The 24,929-nt window shown below is 35.0% G+C and carries 22 protein-coding genes; 3 read left to right on the top strand and 19 right to left on the bottom strand.

Translation table 11 applies throughout. The annotated features are described in order from the left end of the window. Positions 1-34: 34 nt before the first annotated feature. The 6 genes from JOD29_RS00235 to JOD29_RS00210 form a co-directional block, all read right to left on the bottom strand. A complete protein-coding gene (locus JOD29_RS00235) occupies positions 35-3,184 on the bottom strand; it encodes a DNA translocase FtsK (RefSeq protein WP_124762549.1) in 3,150 nt (1,049 codons plus the stop codon). 456 nt (positions 3,185-3,640) lie between these two features. Continuing rightward, positions 3,641-4,255, bottom strand: coding sequence for a YtpR family tRNA-binding protein (gene ytpR / locus JOD29_RS00230; RefSeq protein WP_124762551.1), 615 nt, complete (start codon positions 4,253-4,255; stop codon positions 3,641-3,643). Further along, positions 4,252-5,067 carry a DUF1444 domain-containing protein gene (locus tag JOD29_RS00225; RefSeq protein ID WP_124762553.1) on the bottom strand — a complete coding sequence of 272 codons (816 nt, stop codon included), beginning with the start codon at positions 5,065-5,067 and terminating at the stop codon, positions 4,252-4,254. The genes ytpR and JOD29_RS00225 overlap by 4 nt, the downstream gene beginning before the upstream one ends. 181 nt (positions 5,068-5,248) lie before the next feature. Then, entirely contained in the window at positions 5,249-5,764 is a 516-nt protein-coding gene (locus JOD29_RS00220; protein WP_124762556.1) for a hypothetical protein, read from the bottom strand. A gap of 91 nt (positions 5,765-5,855) precedes the next feature. Next, on the bottom strand, positions 5,856-6,380 hold the full coding sequence (locus JOD29_RS00215) for a DUF84 family protein (RefSeq protein WP_124762558.1): 525 nt from the start codon (positions 6,378-6,380) through the stop codon (positions 5,856-5,858). Positions 6,381-6,516: 136 nt separating this feature from the next. Beyond that, positions 6,517-7,593: a M42 family metallopeptidase gene (locus tag JOD29_RS00210; protein WP_124762560.1), complete on the bottom strand. Its 1,077-nt coding sequence runs from the start codon at positions 7,591-7,593 to the stop codon at positions 6,517-6,519. 187 nt (positions 7,594-7,780) lie between these two features. On the opposite strand from JOD29_RS00210, the gene JOD29_RS00205 reads away from it, so the two are divergent. Beyond that, positions 7,781-8,095, top strand: coding sequence for a hypothetical protein (locus tag JOD29_RS00205; RefSeq protein ID WP_124762562.1), 315 nt, complete (start codon positions 7,781-7,783; stop codon positions 8,093-8,095). A 240-nt stretch (positions 8,096-8,335) separates the two neighbouring features. Here JOD29_RS00205 and JOD29_RS00200 read toward each other — a convergent pair whose 3' ends face one another. From JOD29_RS00200 to pepV, 5 genes are all read right to left on the bottom strand, one after another. Beyond that, complete coding sequence (locus JOD29_RS00200; protein ID WP_124762564.1) at positions 8,336-9,205, bottom strand: YtnP family quorum-quenching lactonase; 870 nt, start codon at positions 9,203-9,205, stop codon at positions 8,336-8,338. A gap of 106 nt (positions 9,206-9,311) precedes the next feature. Next, positions 9,312-9,959 (bottom strand): tRNA (guanosine(46)-N7)-methyltransferase TrmB, encoded by a 648-nt coding sequence (gene trmB, locus JOD29_RS00195; protein WP_124762566.1) that lies wholly within the window; start codon positions 9,957-9,959, stop codon positions 9,312-9,314. Positions 9,960-10,202: 243 nt separating this feature from the next. Then, positions 10,203-11,189, bottom strand: coding sequence for a nuclease-related domain-containing protein (locus tag JOD29_RS00190; protein ID WP_124762568.1), 987 nt, complete (start codon positions 11,187-11,189; stop codon positions 10,203-10,205). A 290-nt stretch (positions 11,190-11,479) separates the two neighbouring features. Further along, entirely contained in the window at positions 11,480-12,331 is an 852-nt protein-coding gene (gene dat / locus JOD29_RS00185) for a D-amino-acid transaminase (RefSeq protein ID WP_124762570.1), read from the bottom strand. Between the two features lie 73 nt (positions 12,332-12,404). Beyond that, positions 12,405-13,799, bottom strand: a complete 1,395-nt coding sequence (gene pepV / locus JOD29_RS00180; protein ID WP_124762572.1) for a dipeptidase PepV — start codon at positions 13,797-13,799, stop codon at positions 12,405-12,407. A gap of 315 nt (positions 13,800-14,114) precedes the next feature. On the opposite strand from pepV, the gene JOD29_RS00175 reads away from it, so the two are divergent. Continuing rightward, on the top strand, positions 14,115-14,336 hold the full coding sequence (locus JOD29_RS00175) for a DeoR family transcriptional regulator (RefSeq protein ID WP_124762574.1): 222 nt from the start codon (positions 14,115-14,117) through the stop codon (positions 14,334-14,336). A 310-nt stretch (positions 14,337-14,646) separates the two neighbouring features. Here the strand turns inward: JOD29_RS00175 and JOD29_RS00170 are convergent, their stop codons facing one another. From JOD29_RS00170 to asnB, 5 genes are all read right to left on the bottom strand, one after another. Further along, positions 14,647-15,360: a pseudouridine synthase gene (locus JOD29_RS00170; RefSeq protein ID WP_124762576.1), complete on the bottom strand. Its 714-nt coding sequence runs from the start codon at positions 15,358-15,360 to the stop codon at positions 14,647-14,649. An 8-nt stretch (positions 15,361-15,368) separates the two neighbouring features. Beyond that, positions 15,369-16,982, bottom strand: coding sequence for a putative polysaccharide biosynthesis protein (locus JOD29_RS00165; protein WP_124762578.1), 1,614 nt, complete (start codon positions 16,980-16,982; stop codon positions 15,369-15,371). Between the two features lie 202 nt (positions 16,983-17,184). After that, on the bottom strand, positions 17,185-18,186 hold the full coding sequence (locus JOD29_RS00160) for a lipid II:glycine glycyltransferase FemX (protein ID WP_124762580.1): 1,002 nt from the start codon (positions 18,184-18,186) through the stop codon (positions 17,185-17,187). Further along, positions 18,186-19,412, bottom strand: a complete 1,227-nt coding sequence (locus tag JOD29_RS00155) for a carboxylate--amine ligase (RefSeq protein WP_124762582.1) — start codon at positions 19,410-19,412, stop codon at positions 18,186-18,188. Before JOD29_RS00155 ends, JOD29_RS00160 begins: the two co-directional genes overlap by 1 nt. A gap of 16 nt (positions 19,413-19,428) precedes the next feature. Continuing rightward, positions 19,429-21,276 (bottom strand): asparagine synthase (glutamine-hydrolyzing), encoded by a 1,848-nt coding sequence (gene asnB, locus JOD29_RS00150; RefSeq protein ID WP_124762586.1) that lies wholly within the window; start codon positions 21,274-21,276, stop codon positions 19,429-19,431. Between the two features lie 334 nt (positions 21,277-21,610). Between asnB and JOD29_RS00145 the strand changes: the two genes are divergently transcribed. Continuing rightward, entirely contained in the window at positions 21,611-22,867 is a 1,257-nt protein-coding gene (locus tag JOD29_RS00145) for a BaiN/RdsA family NAD(P)/FAD-dependent oxidoreductase (RefSeq protein WP_124762588.1), read from the top strand. 177 nt (positions 22,868-23,044) lie between these two features. On the opposite strand, the gene JOD29_RS00140 is transcribed toward JOD29_RS00145, so the two are convergent. The 3 genes from JOD29_RS00140 to JOD29_RS00130 are packed head-to-tail and all read right to left on the bottom strand — an operon-like array spanning position 23,045 to position 24,712. Next, a complete protein-coding gene (locus JOD29_RS00140) occupies positions 23,045-23,296 on the bottom strand; it encodes a hypothetical protein (protein WP_124762590.1) in 252 nt (83 codons plus the stop codon). A gap of 24 nt (positions 23,297-23,320) precedes the next feature. Continuing rightward, entirely contained in the window at positions 23,321-23,503 is a 183-nt protein-coding gene (locus JOD29_RS00135; RefSeq protein ID WP_124762592.1) for a hypothetical protein, read from the bottom strand. Positions 23,504-23,515: 12 nt separating this feature from the next. Next, entirely contained in the window at positions 23,516-24,712 is a 1,197-nt protein-coding gene (locus JOD29_RS00130; protein ID WP_124762594.1) for a class I SAM-dependent rRNA methyltransferase, read from the bottom strand. Positions 24,713-24,929: the final 217 nt, after the last annotated feature.

Here is a 24,929-nt window from a genome sequence, read left to right as displayed (position 1 = left end):
CACTTGAAAAAAAATGAGAGGGATTTCCCCCTCATCACTCAAACATTGATGTTAAATCAGATTCTGTGATATAAACTTCTCGAGGTTTACTTCCTCTTTGTTCAGAAACAAATCCTTGTTTTTCAAGCATATCAATTAGACGTGCTGCTCTATTATAGCCAATATGGTATTTTCGTTGGATTGAAGAAGTAGATGCTGTACCCTGTTCAAATACAAAACGACACACCTCTTCAAACAACTCATCTTGCTCTTCAACTACTTCTGCTTTTTTTAATAATTCCTCTTGTTGGAAGAAGTAATCTGGTTCCCCCTGCTGTCTAACATGTTCAATCACTTCTTCGATTTCATCATCTGTCACAAAGGTTCCTTGAAGACGGGTTGGAGCGCTCATACCGTTTCCTAAATACAACATATCGCCTCTGCCTAGTAAACGTTCAGCACCTTGAGCATCAAGAATTGTCCTTGAGTCAATTTGTGAAGAAACTGCAAATGCTATACGGGTTGGTATATTTGATTTTATTAAACCAGTAATAACATCTACTGAAGGACGCTGCGTTGCTAATATTAAATGTATTCCACATGCCCTTGCTTTTTGAGCTATTCTCGCTATTGCTTCTTCAACATCAGCCGGTGACATCATCATCAAATCAGCTAACTCATCTATTACGATTAGAATATAAGGAAGCTTTTTATTATATTCTCCATTTGCCTCAGCAAGTTTATTATATCGTGGTAAGTCACGAGCACCTGCGTGAGCAAATAATTGATAACGATTTTCCATTTCTTCAACAGCCCACTTTAGCGCTGCAGTTGCAGCTTTTACGTCCGTAATAACAGGACTGACTAAATGAGGAATATGATTAAATGGAGCTAACTCTACCATTTTTGGGTCAATTAACATTAATTTTAATTCGTGCGGATCAGCCTTATAAAGGAGACTCACTAATATGGAATTAATGCAAACTGACTTCCCGGAACCAGTAGCGCCTGCTATCAAACCGTGAGGCATTTTACGCAAGTCGATTGTCACAGGTTTACCTGTTAAATCAAGTCCTAGAGCAGCTTCTAAAGGAGATTCCGATTGTTGAAACGATTCACTTGTTGTTACTTCCGATAAGCGAACTGCGCGTGAAATTCGATTTGGAATCTCAATTCCTATTGAACTTTTACCTGGGATAGGGGCTTGAATTCGAATATCTTTTGCTGCAAGCGCTAGCTTTAGATCATCAGCTAAGTTTCGTATTTTACTTACCTTCGTTCCATGACCAACTGTAATTTCAAATTGAGTAACTGCTGGACCTTGCATAATTGACTCTATTTGTGCTGTTACTTGGAAGTGAGATAACGCTTCTACAAGAATATCAGCTTGACTATCCATCCAATCACGATCTTGTGTTTTCTCTTCTGGCGGAGATAAATAATCAATTGATGGTTTTACATATACTTTTGTAGGAGCCTTTACAACTTGTTCCGCTTCAATGAAAACTGGGGAATTTTCAACTTCCTCAGTATTTTCCATTGGAGTTTCTTCAGTTGAGTTCGAAGTATTTACCACAATAGGTTTTGTTATTTCCTCAACATTTTCCGTTTGCAGAGTTTCCGTCTCAACCTCTTGTTCTTCAGTAGATTTTCCTTCTTGTAGTACCGGATTGCTCAATGATAAATTTGGGACGTTTAAATCATGATCATCATTATTCTGTATTAGAAGATTTTCAACTTCTTTCTTTACAGTTAACGGCTGAGTTGATTCAGTTAGTTGTGTATGATTGTTATTTTTCACGTATAACAATGATTTTGCTTTTTCTTTAAGTGCCAACTTTTCTTTATCAGATTTGAGCATTAGTACATTAAAAGGAAGTTTACTACCTTTTGACTCTTCTTTCTTAGTCGAAAAACTCTCTTGAGCGTTTTCCTCATTTAATGCCATATTATTATCTTCCAATTGGCTGATTGTTGTTTCTTCATGAAGAACTCCATCTTCCAATGAACGGTTCACTGCTGGATCCATTTCTAAAATTTCATCATTGAGTTCAAATTTCGGAGAATCTCCCTCTACTACATCATCCACCACATCGTCTGCAACTCTTGAAACCTCTTCATTTTTTTCATAGATTCGATCCTCGTTGATATTCGCTTGCTCATTAATTTCTTGTTCGCTAAGTTCATTTTCTTCTGAGTAAGTATTTGACTCGGCGTCTTGCTCTATTATTACATTGGTACTTTCCTCAGTAATCTGCACCTCATTGACTTCCATTGCACGTTGCTCTTCTACATGAACATCATTCATTTGTTCTCCGATGACTTCATTACTAACCACTATTGTTTTTACATCGGTTTGTTTTTCTATAACGATCGGTTCATCGATTACTTTTTCAGCAAGAGGAGCTTCAATTTTTTCTACTGTATTTTGGTTTTCTACTTTTTCTATGGAAGTTTGTTCTTCTATTATTTCCATAGTAGCAGCAACTTCTTTATTTTCTTTTACATATTCATACTCATCGTGTACTTCAACCTTATTAAGTTCTAAATCCCTTTCATTCTTCAAGCCTTTATCGTAGATTAATGAATCAATATCCTTTGAAGTTGTCGGTTCCTCATCTGCTCTTTTCGTTAGTAGTTCATTTAAAGGGCTTGGTTTTGAATAACCGTAAATAGGAGATGGTACCTTAGATGGTACAAATCTCTTTCGATATGGATCTATTGTATTTTGCTCAACTTCTTTTTGTTTCGGTACCTGTGGTCGATTTTTTTCCTGACGAATTGGTACTTTCTCAACTTTTTGGGTTTCTACCCTCTGAATTGAATGATGAACCCTAGTAGGTTTACCTTTTTTCTTTTGCCGTTTTTCTAGTAATTCACGTATCCTTGAGACTTCCACATCATAAACTTGCGAACCTGATGGGAGTTGGATGGAAGACTTTACATAATTAACGGAATATGAATCTCCATGACTTTCAAGTGAACGGTTTAATTTCGTAGAATGCTTCATGGAAGGCTTTGAATCATCCAGTTCATCATCTGATATTACTGGGAAACGAAAGGATGCTTTCTTCACTTGATTAATCTGTTGTGGATTATTTTTCACGTTTTCTTCTTTTTCATTTTCGTACTCGATCAATTCATCATCATCATCATCTATTTCAGCTAAAAATAATTTCGATAAATGTTTTTTAAACCAGTTCATTGCTAATCACTCTTTCCTAAAAACATAGCCATTTTATTATATGTCAAATATAGAAAATGGGCTCTTTTAATTTTAACCAATAAATCTTATTACCTAAATTGATTAAGTTATTGCGAAGGAGTCCCCATTATAAAAATAATCTGCCTTTCTTTAAAAGAAACGCTTTTAGCAAAAGCATATCATAATTACATTGCAAAATGATAACAATGATAAAACATTTAAACAAAAGATGAAAACTTTTGAAATGAATTTTTAATCAGATTTGTAAATATTTCAATTTGGACTAATAATTAAATGAAAGTAATTAAAGTGCTTATGTATAATGTTCGATTTTTCTTTAAAAATTCCTTTATATAGCAACTTGAAAAGGTTGTCAAAAAATCTGTAATACATTTTCAAAAATAAAAGAATTCGCCCTCATACTAGATGATTTAGCGAATTCTCTATATTAGATGATTATTTTGATGTGACCGTAAAAGGTTGTCCTACTTCTGCACCTTCATCTAGTACTAAAATACCTTTTGCAGATGGTGCATTTGGAATTGCAAGTTCACGAGCAGAGCAAAGCATACCAAATGAATCAACTCCGCGTAAATTTCCTTCTTTAATAACCATTCCTGAAGGCATAACAGCACCAATTTTTGCTACTACAACCTTTTGACCCTCTTCTACATTTGGAGCACCGCATACAATTTGCAATGTTTCTTCTCCAACATTTACTTTACAAATACTTAATTTATCAGCATTTGGATGCTTTTCTTTTTCTTCAACGAAACCTACTACAAATTTAGGAGAAAAATCTACATCTAATGAAACCTGTGCTCCGTTTTCTTTTAAAGCAGCTTCAATTTTTTGTACTAGTTCAGGTGTAATATCCACATTACCTTGTACATCTAATTCAAGGTAGTTACTTGCATTGAATAAATTAAATGCTTTGATTTCTCCAGTTTCTTTTTCTTTTAGTATTGCAACATCTTGCACTTTTTCAACTTCCGTGTTTACGATTGCTTCTGTTGCTAATTGGACTAGTAATACATCTCCAACGTATTTTTTATTATATGCTACAATCATTTTTCATCTTGCTCCTTTTTCACTCTGTTCTTTGCTAATATAAAAATTGGCTCTAACTCGCCATTCTCATAAACAAATGATAATGAAGTAATTGGCACAGCTCCAACTGAAAAGAAATGCATTGTCATTTGTGCTAATACATCATAACCTGTTTCATTTCGAATATCACCAATAATTAATACATCTTGATGAGGGACAGATACAGTCATGTCTCCTTCAATTTGATTCTTCATTTTATTTAAAAAAGCATCATTTAAAATTCGACTTGCATCATACCCATCATTTTCATTGATGAAATAATAGATATTCCCCGCTACCTCGTCTTTTTTCATATTCGTAGGTAATTTTCGAACTGAAAAGCGAGCAGCTTCACGAATTTGATTAGCTGTTACATTTAACTTCGAAAGCATGGATTCATCAATTAAACGATATGTATTGCCCAAATCAAGTGCATAATAAATGCGCGTTTCGGCAGTATGGTCAGTCGTAATAAAATGATGGCCTTCTTTGGATGTTAATGGAAATGAGGTAGAACGAATGATTGGATACACCAATGATAAATCTTGGAATCCTTCGGTATGTTCCTTTTCCATTGCTAAAAAGGTTTGGTCGATTGTATAAATGACTTCTTCTATGGCTTTTTCTTTTCTTACATTATATTTGGATAATATTTCAGGAAGTGAAATATCGATTCCGCGTTTGATCGACTTGTGTTCGATTCTTAATTTGTCATGTTCTTGATCGAAATTAAATTCATATCTTTGGTCATCTAATCGTTTTTTTAATTCTTCAACTAGTTGTTTCGATTTCATGTAGTCAACCCTTTCATTCCTAATAACATCCTACACAAAGAGTTAGTTTCCGTAAAGTGAACCGTATTCATTACTTCTTACTTTTATGTATGGTCAGGTAATTAAGCTATTAAATAAAAGGTAAGAGTGCAAACAAATTCAATTGAGTCGAACTTGTCTACACTCTAAATAATACTAATTTTTAATCTAATATATTTACTGAACGAACAATTTGCATCATGTCGACAAGTTTTACATCGATATTTTTATCTTCTGAAATTGTCGTCATTTTAACTCCACCGCTACTTACAACGAGCTCAAATTGTTCACCGTGTTCAACAACCGCTGTAAATCCAAAGGCACCATCTAACTCGACTGTTTGTTCTTTTACAATCTGGTTAGATTTGTTGTTCTTTAGAATTTCGTAATGAAGATTACTATCTTCATCTTCATTTATATTAACAAAAAGAATGTAGCTTTCATTACCTTTTTTTAAAAGAAGGTTGTTTTTATCTTCACTTTGTTCAACAGTATATCCTTTTGGAACAAACAATTCTATTTTATCTAATGTTTGATTTGGCTTTTGAGGATTTTCTTCAAATACTGTTTGTGCACTAGCTACGCCTGTATCAATCTGTTCTTCTACAGATTTCCCACACCCTGCTAATACTAGAACTAAAGTGAATATTGTTATTGCAAGAAACCATTTCCGTTTCATACATTATTCCTCACTTTCTATTCCAACATACATTGTAATGATAGATTTTAATTCTTGCAATAAACATAGCTCGAATTTTTAAACTACTCTATCATTTAGTTAAGGAATTGTGAAATATATATTGCCCTATTAGTAGCTTGACGATGTGTTCAAACATTTCTGTACGATCGACCAAATTGGCTGTAAATACACCAATCGCACCGGAGTTATGTCTTGTCCCAATTTCATTTGTGTACTCATCCATTACTGGCCCAAGTTCTTTGCCATCACGTAATTGGTCAGCAATCTCTTTTGGCAAAATAAACGTTGCACCAGCTGATGTAATCATTGTTCCATCTTTTAAAGCAAGTGCTCCCCAATTGCAACAATACATTACTCCATCCATCTCACGAACTCCACCTTCAAGACCAAAATTTAAATCAGCACCCGATGCTTTTAATGTATTTACTGCTCTATTAATTGCCCCTTGTCTTGTTTCCTCGTCTGAAAAAGGCTGCTCTGAAACATTAGAAGATACATTGAATTGCTCATATCTGGCTTCATTAAAGTATGTACTTACAACATTTTCAATTGCTTTTGTTTTTGCTCTATTTTTTGTACCGATTGCTACTCTCATTACTTTCACCCGTTTTATCTTTATAAATTTTTGTTCCATTTGTATATTAAAAAAAGAAAAAGAGAGTGTTGTGATCACTCTCTCTTCACTTTTATCCATTGTCAGTGTTATATCTAAATATATTACTTAGCGAGTTCTATACATTTTGACGAATACTTTCAACTGTAGAACGGTCTGCTGATTTAACTAGTTTTACTAATAGCTCTTTTGCTGCAGCATAGTCATCTATATGAATAATTGATGCGGCTGTATGAATATAACGGGAACAAATACCTATGACAGCACTTGGAATTCCTTCATTGGCAATATGCACTTTCCCTGCATCCGTTCCACCTGGAGAAACGAAATATTGATAAGGAATCTTATTCGATTCTGCTGTATCTAATATAAACTCTCTCATTCCTCTATGTGTCACCATAGTACGGTCAAAGATTCGTAGTAACGTACCTTTTCCTAATTGCCCAAATTGATTTTTATCACCAGTTGTATCGTTAGCAGGAGAAGCATCTAATGCGAAAAATAAATCAGGTTTAATCATGTAGGCAGAAACTTGTGCTCCGCGCAATCCAACCTCTTCCATTACATTCGCACCTGAATATAAATGGTTAACAACTTTTTCGTTTTGTAATTCTTTTAATAGTTCAATTGCTAATCCACAACCATATCGATTATCCCATGCTTTGGCCATGATTTTTTTCGGGTTTTCCATTGGTGTAAATGGACATATAGGAATTATGGACTGACCTGGTTGAATCCCCATCTTTTCAGCATCTTCTTTACTATCTGCGCCAACATCAATTAGCATATTTTTAATTTCCATTGGTTTAGACTTTTCAGCATCTGATAATAAATGTGGAGGGATCGAAGCAATTACCCCTGGGATTTCTTTATCTTTCGCATATACAGTCACACGTTGTGCTAGTAAAACTTGATTTGACCAGCCACCTAATGTTTGAAAGCGAAGCATTCCGTTGTCAGTGATATTTGTTACCATAAAAGCAACTTCATCCATATGCCCTGCAACTAAAATTTTTGGTGCATTTGAATCTTCAGCTTTTCTTAAACCAAAAATCCCACCTAAATTGTCCTGGATAATTTCATCTGAATATTTCTCGAGTTCCCCTCGCATGAATTTTCGCACAGCATGTTCATTTCCAGGAGCACCTGGTAATTCTGTTAACGTTTTAAAAAGCTGTAAAGTTTCCTGATTCATATTCGGAACACTCCTTATTTTCTTTTCTAACTTCTTTATAGTAGCATAAACATTTCCATATTCGAATTAATCGTGCTAGAAATTAAGGTTTTTAAGTAAAGATCTTATCGGTTTCTTTTACTGCATAAATTTGGTCTGATGGTATTAATAATGGTAAAATAAATAATAGTGCAAAGGAGGATGACTTATGAAATTACGTGATTTTATGTTAGGAGTAGCAACAGGATTAGCTGCTGCAATCGTTATTAAAGAAGCATCTGAAAAAATTTCACCGTATGTTCCTGCAAATCAAGTGCTTAACAATGTCAAAGCAGAATTTAAAAAAGAAACACCAATTGATGGTTCTTGGATTTACATGAAAACTGAGGACTTTGATAACGGAGTCATGTCAATACCAGTGTATCGAGGTGGCATTTCTAGAATGGTCGATGGCGAAATTGAGTATTTTGAATTTGCGGCCGACGCGCGTTCAGGTGTAATCGTTGACTTAGTAAAATCGTAATCCGTTAGTCATCCAAAAAGAAAGGCGAAGTACGCCCGATTAACTCTGACAACAACTGGAGGAACCGGCTTAAAGGGCGCTTTCTGCCCTCGCCGGAAGAAGTGAAGTGCGCGAGTGCAAAGTCGCAACAGCTAACAAATAAGTTTTATAAAGGGACAGTCCTCGTGTATATTAGTTTACGATGACTGTCCCTTGTATTATTCTTTAAAGAATTAGAAGTACAACTGTACTCCGTTTCTTTTATCTTTGAAATTGAATTCTCGCTTCTTTTGTACGGCTCAAGGAATCAACAACGATTTTACCTGATTCATCCCACTGAATCATTCGGTAGTAAGCATCATGATAAAAAATAAATTTATAGCCATTGGCAAGTGCTTCTTTTAGGAGCTTTTCTTTTGCAAAAACGCTTGTCATTGGATAATCATCATAAGCTAATACCCAAAGAGGATTTTGATGAGCATGTGTCGGCATGATATCAGCCATGTGTAGCATAGTTTCCCCATTTTGCGTTAGTTTAATAATGGCATGACCATCACTATGACCTCCTGTATGAATCATTTCAATTCCAGGTGCCACTTGTAAACGATCTTCAAACGTTTCAACTAAGTGTTGAATAGGCTCCCAATTTTCCTTCCAATAAGTGTTGCGAGAACGAATATTAGGATTACGCATTTCATCCCATTCAACTTTAGAAGTATAAATTTTTGCATTTGGGAAAGTTGGAACTAGAGTTTCTCCTTCCCAACGTGTTAACCCACCTGCATGATCAAAATGTAAATGAGTCATTAAAACATAATGTATATCTTCTGCAGTTATCCCAAGTTCTTTAAGACTCTCTAATATTGTAGACTCCTCTGTTACACCAAAATTACGAAGTTGCTTTTCTGTTAGTTTATTAAATCCAACACCGCTGTCAATTAAGTAATTTTTTCCCTCGTATTGAATTAACATTGGCTCACAAGCAAGTTCTATTTGATTTAACTCGTTAACAGGGTATTTTCGAGACCAAAGTGGTTTTGGTACTACCCCAAACATCGCTCCCCCATCAAGTGAAGTAACTCCCCCGTTTAACCATGTTAAAGACATGCCATGAAATTGAAGTTTGTCCATTCCCATTTCTCCCCTTTGTTCATCTTATTAGGTTTGAAATCAAATTCTAAACGATGAATGACGACTGCTGTCTGACTGTTATCCCTATAGCCAATAAAACTTTGCTTTATTCTTTAATAAATTGTGCTTCTAGGCGATAAATCGGTTGTCCCTTTGCGGAGAATTTTTCTTCATATTCTGTCATGATATTGTCTTCAGGCATATTTGCATGTAAATCAAGTGAAACATATTTTAAAAGCATGCCGTACTCTGAAATACTGACTAATGAATACTCAAATAATCCACGGTTATCTGTTTTAAAATGAACTTCGCCACGATCGATTAAAATCGATTCATATATTTTCAAAAATCCTTCGTGTGTTAGGCGACGTTTTGCATGTCGCGTTTTTGGCCAAGGATCTGAAAAATTTAAATAAACACGACTTACATCATTTTTCTCAAAATATTTATTTAAATCTGCCCCATTTACTTTTAATAAGCGTAAATTAGACGGTGCATCTGCTTCTACGATTTTTTCTAGGGCACATACAATTACACTATCATAAAGTTCAATTCCAATATAATTGATATGTGGATTGGCTTTTGCCATCCCTAACACAAATTGTCCTTTACCAGTCCCTACTTCAATATGGAGTGGTTGATCATTTTGGAATACCTCTTTCCACTTACCTTTGTATTGTTCTGGATTTTGGATAATGATCTCAGGATGTGCATTAATAAATTCCTCTGCCCAAGGTTTGTTTCTTAATCTCACTTACTAGTCCTCATTTCTTTTGTTGTTACTCAATTCTAATTTGCATGGCGCAGTTACGCGCAGCTTTCTTATTAAATGAAGTTAAAGTTAATTATAACTTAATTCTCTACAATTTTCATATTACTGCTATATTAATTTGGCTTTCTGGAGATTTTTTCCTCTAGCGGTCGTGGTAAAAATATCGGAAACTTATTCCCTAATCTTTTAAGTTTCTAAAAATCCATAATTTCCGACTACGATCCGCTACTGCTCTTTTTTTTCGGTATTCCATATATCTCGATTATAGGAAGTTGTTTGAACATGATTTAAAATAGCTTGTGCTGCTTGAATTTGCATATGCTTCATTGGTGATGGTGAACGCCGTAACCCTTGCATCCAATTAGGAAATTCCCTTTTATCTATAAATTTGACATTAAAAGCAGTTCCGGGGTAGTCAAAAAAGCCATTTCTAGAAAGTAATACTTTTCGTATCGGCATATCAATATTCCCCTGGCTAAAGAGTTTAGATAATATGGACTCCATTCGATTTAATTGAATCATCGGATTTAATACTTTCTTATCAGTCTTTCCTACTTTTTTAGTCCAGAACCGTTCACCGTTACCCAAATATACTGCTTGATTTTCATATTCAACAAGGGTAATACATAGGCAATCAGTTGGGGTTAAAATTATGATATCTAATTCGACTGGTGCCTTTTTCACTTGAACTATTGGATAATAAAATACTAAATAATTATCTGGTAAGCGTTGTAAAACATTGCGTAAAAAACTATCTCTTAAAAATTTGGGATCCACATATGATTTTTCTCTTAAAGTTGAACTTGCCCATTTAATTTGAAAATGGAAAAATTGATTCAGAAACATTTTCTTTAAATCCTCTAAATTTTGGGGGTGATATACAATATTCGGTTCGAATAGTAAGTCAAATTCATCATTTGCTTCATCTTCATCATTTGAAATTAATTCGTCAGAGACATTCACTTGTTCTAAATCTTCTTCATTCGCCGGTTTTCTTCTTAAGAATTTGTTAATAAAGGAAAAACGTTTTGAACTTTTTTCTTCTTCAAACTCTTCTATATGTTCCCATTTAGGAATTTCCTTTCCTAATTCCCACTGTTGTTTTATTCGTTCCCATTGACTCTTTTTTACGCGAACAAATTGGGTTGGGTATCGGTTTAATCCAACTTGATATCTTGAAATATAATCTTGAAGCTTTATTAATTGAGCCAATTACGACACACTCCATCTTTTCTATGTATCAATAGTTTAATTTTACATGAGGCATTATAAAAAAAATAGTGGCCCGTCCAATTACCCTTTCCCAAGATCATTCTTTATGTCAATCAAAAAGAATTCGCTCCATTTCGTGTAATCTTAAGCACACAATTGAGTAGTTTGTTGAACCGAGCAAAAGGATTTCTCACCTTTTTGCCAACTCTCCTACTACGTCTTGATGAGCTCACTTTCCTACTTTGTCGCGAATTCTTTCGAATAAAATATTGTGTTTAATTGTGAAATCTTTATGCTTTCAATGAATTAGGAATTTTAGTTTGGAACTGGGCATGTAATTTACTCGTCCATTCACCCACATTTCCACTATTTATTTTTTGTCCGTCGATTTCAATTACCGGTGTTATTTCTGATGTTGTTGAAGAAACAAACAGTTCGTCCATCTCTATAGCCTGTGTCTTTGTAAAGGCCTGTTCTTTAACAGGAAGCCCTATCTCCTCCGCACACTTCAAAACAACTGCACGAGTAATACCATGTAAGATTAAATTATTTGCAGGATGTGTATATAGGACACCATCTTTTATGCCAAACACATTAGTAGAAGAACCTTCAGTAACGATTTCTCCACGGTGTAAAATTGCTTCGTAGCATCCTTTTTCGTGTGCCTCTTGTTTTGCTAGAACCGCACCTAATAAATTTAGAGTTTTAATATCACAACGTAACCAACGAATATCCTCAACGAACGTTGCCGAAACACCTTTTTCAAAATTTTCTAAGGGGCGTGGCGATTCTTTCGTAGTACCAGTTAAGACAGGTAAAACAGTATCACCTGGGAATTGGTGAATACGTGGTGCTGTGCCTCTCGTAATTTGGAAATATAAATTCCCCGTATTTAAGTTGTTTGCTTCAACTAATTCGTGTAGTAATTTGTGTAATTTATCCTTTGTGTATGGAATTGTTATTCGAATTTTTTCAGCACTCAAATAAAAACGATTGATATGTTCTTCAGCAGTAAACATTTCCCCATCATATACTTTAATTACTTCGTAAACTCCATCACCAAATTGATAGCCACGGTCTTCTTTATCAATAATTACTTCTTGATCATTTACAATTTTATCATTCCATAATGTGTATTCCACAATAGCACCCCATTTTCATTTTAAAAGTTAAGAAATAATAGATCTTTGAAGTCGGAAAAACTTCTAGCCATTCTTATTTACTTGCTAGCTCAACAATTGCTTCTGCATAGATTGCAGCAGCTTTTACTAAATTTTCAATAACAACAAATTCATCTATCTGGTGGGCTACATCTGGTTCACCAGGGAACAACATTCCAAATGCTACACCTTTTTTCATTGTCCGAGCATATGTTCCACCACCGGTTGATAATGGTTTCCCTATGTCGTCATTCGTATATTTTCTATAAGCATTCAATAAGGTTTGAACAAATTCATCTTCTTCGCTTACATAGTGTGGCTCGGAATTTGAGACGACATCAAGTGCAAATGGTTTTGAATGTAATTCATTTTGAGCATTTGTTATTTTTTCTTCAAATGGATATGTGACCGAATAACGCATACTCACTTGAATTTTTCCACCTTGGTTTTGATCGAATGAAACAATTCCTGCATTTAGGGTTGTTTCGCCAGACATCTCATCTGCAAAATTCAATTTTAATGCTTGCCCATAAGGTTCCCCGTCAAATACTTTTACAATAAACTTTACAAAATCTAAGCTTGCAGGAGTTGTTAAATGTTCCAATAAAAACTTCGATAATAACACGGCTGCATTTCGACCTTTTTCTGGTTCCATTGCATGAGCAGATTTTCCTTTTACAGTAAAAATGTATTGATTTCCTTTCTTCTCTACAGCACCTTCAGCTTTTTGCTCTTGTAAAAATATTTGGAAGTTGTCTTCTATTTGGTCTACTAGATTCAGGGCAGTTGCTTGTGCGATGTCAGGGACCATATTCGTTCTTTTACCTGCTTGAAATGATATTAATTGTTCATTTGTTTCTATATTACTAGTTTGTGATAACTGTAATGTAGCTATGCCCTTTTCTGCGTTAATAAGAGGGAAATCAGCATCTGGGGCAAATCCAATGGATGGCATTTCTTCTTTTTCAAAATAACGTGAAACACAACGGAAACCACTTTCTTCATCACTACCAATGATCATTCTTACTCTTTTATTTAACGGAATTCCTGCATCTTTTACCAATTTCATTGCAAGCCATGCTGCCATTGTTGGGCCCTTATCATCAATTGCACCTCGGCCAAACAACTTCCCATTTACGATTTCACCTTTAAATGGAGGGTATGTCCACCCATCTCCTGCTGGTACAACATCGACATGACAAAGGATTCCAAGTAATTCATTTCCTTCTCCCATTTCGATATGACCAGCGACTTGGTCAATGGATTTTGTTTTGAATCCTTGCTCTTCCCCTTTTTTAAGTAACCAATTTAAGGCTTCAAGAGGACCAGGACCAAAGGGAGCTTCCGATGTTGCTTTTTCTTCATCAAGTACACTTTCAATTTGAATTAATTGCTGTAATTCCGAAATCAATTCATCTTTCCTTGACTCGGCCAAGTTTAGCCAATCCATAAACAATCACCCCTTAATACGGTTATTTTACTATTTCTTCATAAAAAAACAACTAAAGTTAAGACCTACTTGCATATAATGTGTAAACAACTCTATTTCTAACTATAAACATTGTAAAAATTATATTAATTAACTGAGAATTATGGAATTATTAATAGTTTGTTGTTATAATGACACTGTCAGAATCTATAAGTTGACAAATAAAATTAGAAAAGGGGATGTCTAAGGCAGAAATTTAAAGCCTATAGTGCACCTCTGCACTTGTGTCGTCCGCTAGTCTTTGCCATGAGAATTAAGATCGAAGGAGTGGTTTTTATGAAACCAACTACTGACAGAATGCTTAATCGTATTAAAGACGTGTACATGTTTATCCTTAACAACGGGACGGTGTCTACACAGGATTTAGTCGAAGAGTTCAATATCACTCCTCGCACCATTCAGAGAGATTTGAATGTGTTAGCCTTTAATGACTTAGTTGTAAGCCCAAGTAGAGGCAAATGGACAACGACGAAGAAAAAAGTTAAATTGACATCTTAGAATATAAGAATAAGCTAGACTTATTCAACCCATACAATTATGAATTGGCAAATCTCAGTCCGAGTTTCGGACACGTGTTAACACGTGTCAATTCTTTTATTAATCGCTCGACTCGCTGAAGGTATATCTTTTTTTCAATTGTTTTCCAAACTGAAAAAGAGATTCGTACCCAATTTATATTTACCACCTTAAGATGAATTTCATCTGAACAAAGAAAAAAGAATGACCTTTCGTCGGGGTCATTCTTTTTTCTTTCTTTATGTGTTATTAACATGTTAATTTCGTTAGAAAACCTACTTCAAATGCATTACTATGATGGATTTTTTAATAAATTTAATTCCTCAGTAGTTAGCTCCCGATAATCACCAAGCTCTAAGGAGTCATCCAATTCTAAACTTCCCATTGAAAGACGTTTTAAATAAGTCACTTTTTTCCCTTGTGTTTCAAACATACGCTTGACCTGATGGAACTTCCCTTCCTGTATTGTTAATTCAATTTCGGAAGTTGGCGCAGATTTTAGAATAACAAGATGTCCTGGCTTTGTTATATAACCATCATCTAATTCTACTCCTAATTTAAACGCTTCCACATCTTGTTCCGTCACAACTCCATTAATGATGGCATAGTACGTCTTCGGAACATGCTTTTTCGGAGAAAGTAAATTATGTGCTAAATTACCGTCATTTGTAAGTAGTAATAGTCCCTCAGTGTCTTTATCTAACCGTCCAACAGGAAAGGGCTTAAAATGCTGCGCTAAAGGATCTAATAAGTCGATCACCGTTTGATCTCTTAAATCTTCTGTAGCTGAAACAACCCCAGGTGGTTTATTCATCATATAGTAGACAAATTCTGTATACTCTACCCGTTCTCCAAAAACACTTACATTTTGGTTTGCAGGATCCACATGCATTGCTGAATCCTTTACTACTTCACCGTCAACAGTAACACCTTTTTGTTTTAATAATTGTTTTACTTCTTTACGTGAACCATATCCCATATTTGATAATAATTTATCTAATCGCATTTTCTCACCTACTTGAACCCTAATTTATTAGCTACTTTTGTAATACGTCCACCTAATAACTTTTGTGCTAGGCCGAGTCGAAGTGATAAATATCCGTAAACCATTATCCCTACCGCAACACAAACCATGGCAACAAGGATGGCTGATATCTTACTTTCTACTTGTCCAAACAAAGCAAGTAACCCTTGGTGTGAAATAAATACACCAATGGCCATAAGTATTGTTAGAATACAAATTAGTATTATACGACGTTTTACCATAACAGAACGATAATCCAATGCCTTTTTTAATACAACAATATTTATGACAACTGAAATAATGTATCCAATGGCAGTTGCTATAATTGCACCATCTGCTTGCATTACTTTAATTAAAGGTGTATTAAGAACTAGTTTGACTAATAATCCAGTTAGTAAACTAAAGACAATCCATTTCTGATAATCAATTCCTTGTAAAAGTGCTGCAGTTACTTGGAACAAGGCAAATAATATAGCAACAGGTGCATAGTGAGCCAAAATACTCGCTCCCATTTCACTTTCCGAATATAAAATGAAATAAATTTCATTCGATAAAAGAGAAATCCCGATCACTGCTGGTAAAGTTACGAAAATCAGAATTTGGTATGTTTTATCCATCGCATCATGTAATAATCCAAAGTCACGTTGAGTGTAATATTTAGTAATGGTCGGTACTAGGGCTAATGATAAACCAGTAGCTAACATAACCGGAATAATCACAACTTTATGCGTTGTAAAATTAATCATACTTAAGTAGATATCAGAGACTTCGGACAAACCAATTGATGCCATTGCACGATTAAACGTTAACATATCAACTAATTGGAATAATGAATTCGCCATCCCCACAAAAATCATCGGTAACGAATATTTGATTACTTCCCCGTAAATTTTTGAAAGCTGAATTTCTGATCCCGTTACACTTTGACTTCGTAACAATTCGAATTCTACTTTGTACTTTTTCCAGAAATAAAATAGTACCGCAAGCCCACCAATTGCGCCGATAAAAGCAGCAAATACAGATAATGAAACAGCTGTTTCAGCTTTTCCTTTAAAAATAAATACTACTGCATATGAACCGGCAAGTAAAAATAGGACGCGGACAATTTGTTCAACTAATTGTGAAACAGCAGTAGGCTCCATTTTTCCATAGCCCTGAAAAAAGCCTCGCCACAAACTCATAAATGGTACAACAATTAATGCAAAACTTACCCAGCGAATTACAGAAGCAACTTCCTCGACAGAAAAGACTTGCTTATCACTACTGATTACAACCTCTGCAATTGGTGTTGCGAGTAAAAATAGTACAATAAAAGCTAAGAAACCAGTAATCATCATCGTGAGAAGACCCGATTTCAAAAGCTTCCGACCTGATTCATAATCACCAATTGCATTATATTTCGAAACAAATTTCGATACTGCAATTGGAGCTCCAGAAACAGCAACAGCTAGCATAAGTGTATAAGGGATATATGCATACTGATAAAGTGCCACATTTTCTTCCCCTACAATCGCGTAAAAAGGAAAAATATAGATTAAGCCAAGCACTTTTGATAAAAACATTCCAATCGTTAATATCGCTGTGCCTTTCATCAAAGAGGACATCATATCCATCCAATCTTTATAAGATAAAGTGAACTAAGTAAATATTACTACATATGCTTACACAAAATTTAATCATAAGTTTTAGGTATGTATTTGCTTCATTAAAATTAAATCAAACCAAAGAATCAATTTTTCTTTGGTTAAAAAAGAAGCACCATCTCAAAAAGTAAATTCACCAATTGAGATAGCCCTTTCTTGTAGATTATCTTGATATAAATGTTTGATATGCTTCTTCATCAAGTACATAATCGATTTCACCAAGATATTCGGTATAATTGTCAGGATAACAAAATCCTTCTTTAAATCGATATAAACCATCTGAATCGTTTAATTCAAAAACGCCACCAAAATCATAGCGATTTTTCTTTTGTTCTACTGCCCATTTAATCATTTCCCATTGTAATAAATGAGGAGCCATTAAATTACGTTTCACATTCGGACTTCCACCATATGCATACCACGTCTTATCACCATAGCTTAATGCTAATGCTCCAGCAATAATGTCACCTTCATGTTCTGCAAGGTATACACGGAAATTTTCTCCGTAAGCTTCTAACATGCGTTCATAGTAATTATACGGACGATATGTAATGCCATGACGTTCACTCATTGTAACATATAAGTCGTAAAATACCTTTAGGTCATCAATTGATTGACTGAAACGAGTAGTAACCCCTTTACGTTCAGCTAAGCGAATATTGTAACGTGTTTTCTTATGGAAGCTAGCTAATAACTCTTCTTCTGTTTTTCCTTTTAAATCAAGGACCATATTAAAGCGAGGCTGTGTTGTATCATGTGATGACACATTACGTGAACGCAAACGATAGCCAAGAGATTGATATGCTTCTACTAAGTCTTCATCATACAATACTTCTGGGTCAATGCGTAAAAGAAAAGCATTTTCTTCTTTTGCGTAACGCGCTGCTTCCTTCATTAGCTTATCTACCAATTCTGTATCCTTTGGGTCACATACTGGACCTTTACAGCAATATGCAAGCGCTTGATCACCAACAGCATTCACCATCAGAATTGACATCGCAGCAATAATTTGACCATCTTCCTCTAAGTAAACATAAAGTGGTCTCCAATTGTTTTTGACATGGGACCAACCTGTATCTTGTGTTGCAGTTGCAAATGGAGCAGTACGAACAAATTGTTCATAACGCTCCAAATCAGCCGCATTTGTCTGATCAACAACCGGCATTACTTGTCACCCTTCTTTGTAAAATACTTCTCATAACGCTCTTCGTAATTTTTATAATACTTACGAACATTCCAAGAACGTTTAATGGATTTATCTTGATCGTAGTTTAATGTTGTACAATAACGGTTTTCTGCAATTAGTTTTCGCATATATTCCACAGCTTCTTGGTCTTCTGTATAGTTTAAAGCAACTTCTTTTGGAACACCAAGCCATAGATGTTCTGTTTTTGCATAAACAACTGGCTCTTTTTTTCCATAAACTAGATCTTCAGCTGCGTATTGAGCGATATTATATCCACTTCCTGTTGTAAAGAAGCTACTACGGCCTTGACGTAAATTAATTTCAAATACTTTATATTTGCCATCACGTGCATCATATTTCATATCGAAATTTGCAAAGCCAGTATAACCAATATTCTCTAAAAACTGTTGGAACTGTTTATAAATATCTTCATTGTATTCATTAACAATCGCTACATAATTTCCAATTAAACTAGGTGTACAATCTTCAAGTAAAGGTCTACCTAAACACATCATGCGAACTTTACCATCTCGACCACAATAAGCATTTAACACTCGCATATTTGAATCATCACCAGGAATGAAATCTTGAACGATCATCTTTCCTGTATAAGTTGAGTTATAAATATTTTGTAATGTTTGTTCGAAAGTAGCTTGATCTTTGATGATATATGCTTTTTGCTTCCCTTCAAATTCCGCTTCTAAATACGCAACACTATCTGCAGGTTTTAACGCGATTGGGTAATCAAAAGGTAATTCTACATTTGTATGTTGTTCTTTTGAAACAATATACGTCGCCGGGTAGTCTAAACCATACTTCTCACAAAGATCATAAAATCGGTCTTTATATAATAATTCGTCAATCCATTTTTCATTGACAAATGGCATTTCATAGTATTCAGATAATTGTTCCTTATGACGAATGGCAAGCTCTGCATATCCATCACTACTTGCAACTAAAATTAGCTTAGTTGCCTCTTGTGTTAATTCCTTTGCGTAGTCAATCAACCCTTGAAGGAAAATAGTTGGTTCCATAAAGTTTTCAATTACTTTAATGGTAATGAAACTTGATTGGTCTGTCATAAACAATTTTCCCTGACCAACACAACGGCTCTCTGTACCATAGGCCATATGGAATGAACGAGCCATTCCATATGCATTGACATCAGTACCTAAAATTACTGGAATAAAATCCTGTTTAGCCATGTATTCTTAAGCCCCCTTACATATCTACGAAGAATCGTTTATACCATACTAAGAACACATAAGTTGTCCAAATATAACGTCCGCGGTTTGCTTTTCCTTGATAATGCTCATCTAAATATCCAACTAATTGATTTGTATCAAAGAATTCTTTGGCAAAATCTGTTGTAAACATTTCTTTTACTAGGTTATAGTATTTTTCTTCACGTAACCAGTGACGAATTGGAACCGGGAAACCAAGTTTTGGACGTTTCGCCCATTCTTCTGGAAGCTCTTCATGTGCGGCCTTACGTAGAGCAAATTTAGTATTAATATCGTTTACACGATATTTTGATGGGATTTTTTTCGCAAGCTCCATTACTTCTTTATCTAAAAATGGTACTCGTAGTTCAATTGAGTGTGCCATACTCATTTTGTCAGCTTTTAGTAAAATGTCCCCTGGCATCCAAAGATGTAAGTCTAAATATTGCATTTTCGTTACGTCATCTTCACCAGGTACTTCATCGTAAATACGTTTTGTAATAGACTTAACTGATGGACCATTTTTATAGGCTGGTTTTAATACGTTAACTGCATCCTCTTCATCCCATACAACGGCTTCCCCAATAAAACGTTCCTCAACTGTTTGTCCACCTTTTACAAGGAAATGTGTATATTGATTTTTCGGCATTTTTTCAGCAATGCCACGAATTACTTTACGAAGCCCAAATGGAACTTTTTCGTACTTTTCCATTTTAGGAGAGTTTTGGTACCATGGATAGCCACCAAAAATCTCGTCCGCTCCTTCTCCAGAAAGCACAACTGTTACATCTTTACTTGCTAATTCACTTAAGAAGTATAGTGGAACAGATGAAGGGTTCGATTGTGGTTCATCCATATGATATTGAATTGTTGGTAGTTTTTCGAAACACTCTTCAGCAGAAATATATTTACGTTCATTTTGAACATTTAATATATCAGATAATTCTTTTGCTAAGTTCGTTTCATTAAACATTGCTTCATAGTCTTTAAACCCTACAGAGAACGATTTATTTGGACGTAAAAGAGCCGTGATATAACTTGAGTCAATTCCGCCAGAAAGGAATGAACCAACTTTCACATCACTAATTTGGTGCTTCTCAACTGAATCTTTCATTGTTTCGCGAATTTCTTTTACATAATGTTCTAACGTTTTTTCTCTTACGTTAAATTTCTTATCCCAATATTTCACAATGCGCTTTTCACCATTCTTAATTACCATGTAGTGCGCTGGCGGTAATTTATAAACCCCTTTAAAGAAGGTTTCATCCATAGAAGAGTATTGGAATGTTAAATATGGACGTAAAGCGTCTTTGTTTAATTCTTTAATAAATGATGGGTGTGGTAAAAATGCTTTGATTTCAGAGCCGAAGATAAATGTTTTATCTGTAGTATTACTCGTATAGTAAAGCGGTTTAATACCAAAACCGTCACGTGCGATAAACTGAAGATCATTCTTCTTATCCCAAATACAAAACGCAAACATTCCGCGAAGTTTTTTTACAAATTCAAAACCATATTCCACATACCCGTAAATCAAAACTTCACTATCCGATTTTGTTTTAAATGTATGCCCTTTTGCAATTAAATCTTCACGTAACTCTTGGAAGTTATAAATTTCTCCATTGAACACAAGAACAATACTACCATCTGCACTATAAAGAGGTTGGTTTGCTACATCCGATAAGTCGATAATACTTAAGCGTCTGAAACCTAAAGTTACTTTATCATCTGTATGTATACCGCCACTATCTGGTCCTCGATGGATGATAGTATTCATCATATTTTCAATAGTTTGGTGATGATCAATAATATTTGTTCCATTAATATATCCTATAAATCCACACATTTATGTTCACCTCATGGTTTCAATTAAGCTCAAAAAAGAGTGCATTCTTTGCACTGTACAAACAAAATTCTTAATTTATTTTCAAATTTTGTGTTAAAAATAATAGCATAGCCTTTACATCATATCATCTTAATCGATATTTGTAAGATTTTGTAGCTACGATAAATGATTATAATGCTATTCCTTTAAGTTTTCAATTAAACGTAGTAAATTGATACCTCAATTTAATATTGTTTAAGTAGGTAAGATAAAAGCTCATGCGATCTGCTTCCCTACAATGTGTAACCGTGTATAATGGGGACAGTAAATATTTAAGAGAAAGTGAGCTCTGGGCATGGTAGATGTAATTGTAATTGGCGGTGGGCCTTCTGGTTTAATGGCTGCAATAGCTGCTGCAGAACAGCAGAAAAAAGTAATGTTAATTGAAAAAGGAAGTAAACTCGGTAAAAAATTGGCCATTTCTGGCGGTGGACGATGCAATGTTACAAATCGATTACCTGCAGAGGAAATTGTAAAGAACATTCCGGGGAACGGGCGTTTTTTATACAGTCCATTTACCGTTTATAATAATGAAGATATCATTTCATTTTTCGAGGGATTAGGCGTTGCGTTGAAAGAGGAAGACCATGGACGAATGTTTCCAGTGTCAAACCGCGCACAAGATGTAGTAGATGCACTCGTCTCTGAATTAAAACGATTGAATGTTGAAATACGGTTACAAACGACTGTTAGCAAATTACTTATGGATGATGAGAAGATTTTGGGTGCACGTCTTGCTGACGGAACAGAAATTCGTAGTAATGCAGTGATCGTAGCTGTGGGTGGAAAAGCGGTGCCTCAAACAGGCTCAACAGGTGATGGTTATCCTTGGGCAGAGCGTGCTGGACATACGGTGACAGATTTATATCCTACAGAGGTACCAGTTATCTCAAAAGAGTCCTTCATCCAGTCTCGTGAACTTCAAGGTCTTGCTTTACGCGATGTAGCTGTTTCCGTACTTAATAAAAAAGGAAAAGTACTTGTTACTCATCAAATGGACATGCTTTTTACTCATTTTGGTATAAGCGGCCCTGCCATTTTAAGATGTAGTCAGTTTATTGTAAAAGAACGCAAAAAGAACGGCGACAACCCTGTACAGGTTCGTATCCAAACTTTAGTAGATTACAATGAAGAAACGTGCTTACAATTTTTAAATAAGTTAATTAAAGAAGAGCCCAAAAAATCAGTAAAAAATTTGTGGAAATCAATTGCTCCTGAAAGATGGTTGTTATTTTTAATGGAGCGTGCTGGAATTGATTCATCACTCACAGGTCCAGAATTGTCACAAGAGAAAATTCGACACTTAGCACGTGAACTTGTTGCATTTACAATGGACGTTCATGGGACGCAACCCTTAGAAAAAGCCTTTGTAACGGGTGGAGGGGTTTCTGTCAAAGAAATCGAACCAAAAACAATGGCTTCTAAGAAAAAGTACGGGTTATTTTTCTGTGGGGAAATATTAGATATACATGGTTATACTGGTGGCTACAATATTACAAGCGCACTTGTAACTGGACGTATTGCTGGAATGAGTGCGGGGTCTTTGGAATAACTCATACTATCTTGAATCAGGGAAGCGAAAGAAAAGGCTGTAGCCATGCCCGCAAGCGTACGCTAAAGCGGAGAAGAACTGCTACTTTATAAGATAAAAAATAAAGTCATGAAAATTTTACTTGCCGTAAAATTTTCATGACTTTTCAGTTTTGAGTTAGGTTTTATTTCAGCATCATTATAAATATAAAAGATAATCGTCGATTTCCGTTCCAGGCGCTACGCTTTCCACGGGCACGGCTCCTCCAACTAATTTTTGCGGTCGTTCACCGCAAAAATGGATTTTCCGCTCGTGCTGTTCCAGTAGGAAGCTGTGCTCTTTGCGAAAGGCGAAGCCGGCAGCAACAGTCTTCGCGCCAATCAGGTCGATAAAATAAAAAAGACTGCAAACAATTTCAAATTTCTTTGGAATTGTCTCAGTCTTGATCATAGCGTTTTTCCTCTATTCGTTCCCTTAACGATCTAGTTCTTGATAACGTGTTTGGAAACGTCCACCATCTGCTACTACAGAGTGATACAAAGCTTTTAATGCCCGGTTTTTCTCTAAACCCATTTCACTTTTTATTTTCTTTAGCTCATCATGAAGTTCTCGCTCTTCATTCACTAATTTCAACATCGTTGATTTTGTATATTTCATAAATACCAATCCTTATTTCAATAATTGTATAATACACACTTTTAAGTAATTAAATTCTGGATATTCGTCTGGTGTGCAAAAGTCTTCAGGTAGTTGATGTTGTTCAACAATTTTATAGCTTTGATTTGTTTCCTTAAATGCTTTATCGATGAAGCTTTTAAATTTCTTCATATCAAAGCTAGCATTATTTGTTGACGCGATTATGATTCCTTTTGGTGCGGTGATAGCTAATGCATCTTTTATCAACTTAGGATAATCTTTCGACGTACTAAATGTCATTTTTTTCGTTCGAGCAAAGCTTGGTGGATCCAACACAACAACATCAAACTTCATGTTATGTTTTGCAGCATAATGAAAATAATCAAATACATTCATTACTTTAATTTGGTGTTGTTCATAATCAATTCCATTAACACTAAATTGCTCAATTGTTTTTGATAGGCTTCGTTTTGCAAGATCAACGCTCGTTGTTTCGTATGCGCCTCCTAATGCGGCTGCAACGGAAAATGCCCCCGTATAAGAAAATGTATTTAACACCGTTTTCCCTTGAGAGAAACGCTCACGTAATGCAAGTCTTACATTTCGTTGATCAAGAAAGATTCCGGTCATCGCACCATCATTTAAATCAACTGCGTAGTTCATACCATTTTCTTTAATAATTAGCGGAAACTCGCCTTTTTCTCCTGTGACATAGTCATCTTGTTCAATATATTGACCATTCGTATTGAAACGTTTTTTCTCATAAATCCCACGGTAATTAACCACTTCTTTTAATGCTTCAAAAATCATTTCACGGAATGAGTATATTCCTTCACTATAAAAACTCACCATGTAAAAGCCTTCGAAAAAGTCAATTGTTAATCCACCAATTCCATCACCTTCGCCATTGAACGCACGGAACGCAGTCGTTTCGGTTGAATTAAAGAATTGTTCACGCTTTTCAATTGCTAATTTAAACTTACTTTCGAAAAATGTTTGGTCAATTTCTTCCTGTTGATTTCTTGTTAACACCCATCCAATACCTTTGTTTTGCTTTCCGTAATAACCAGTCGCAACGTATTTACCATTAGGTCGAACAATTTTTAGTAGTGTTCCTTCTGGAATCATATCTTCAATTGGCTCTGCTGCATCTTTTAAAATAAGTGGAAAACCATTAGAGATTTCCCCTACAAAATAGCGGTTTAATTTTAATTCAATAGATTTCATCATGTCATCCTAACTATATAATAATTCATAGCACTTACTTGAAATTAAATAAAACAATTAAAATACGCAGTCATATAAATTGTTCCCTTATATATGAATACTTACTTCAAGGTCTTAACTCTTTAAGTTAATTTCGAATCAAAGTTAATTCATTCATTATGACACGCTTAAACTAAAATTGCGAATATTAATTAGGATAGGCAAATAAGCTCGCTAATTA

The sequence above is a fragment of the Lysinibacillus composti genome (assembly GCF_016908465.1).
Lineage (GTDB): Bacteria > Bacillota > Bacilli > Bacillales_A > Planococcaceae > Ureibacillus > Ureibacillus composti_A.
This window is presented reverse-complemented; position numbering and strand designations above follow the sequence as displayed.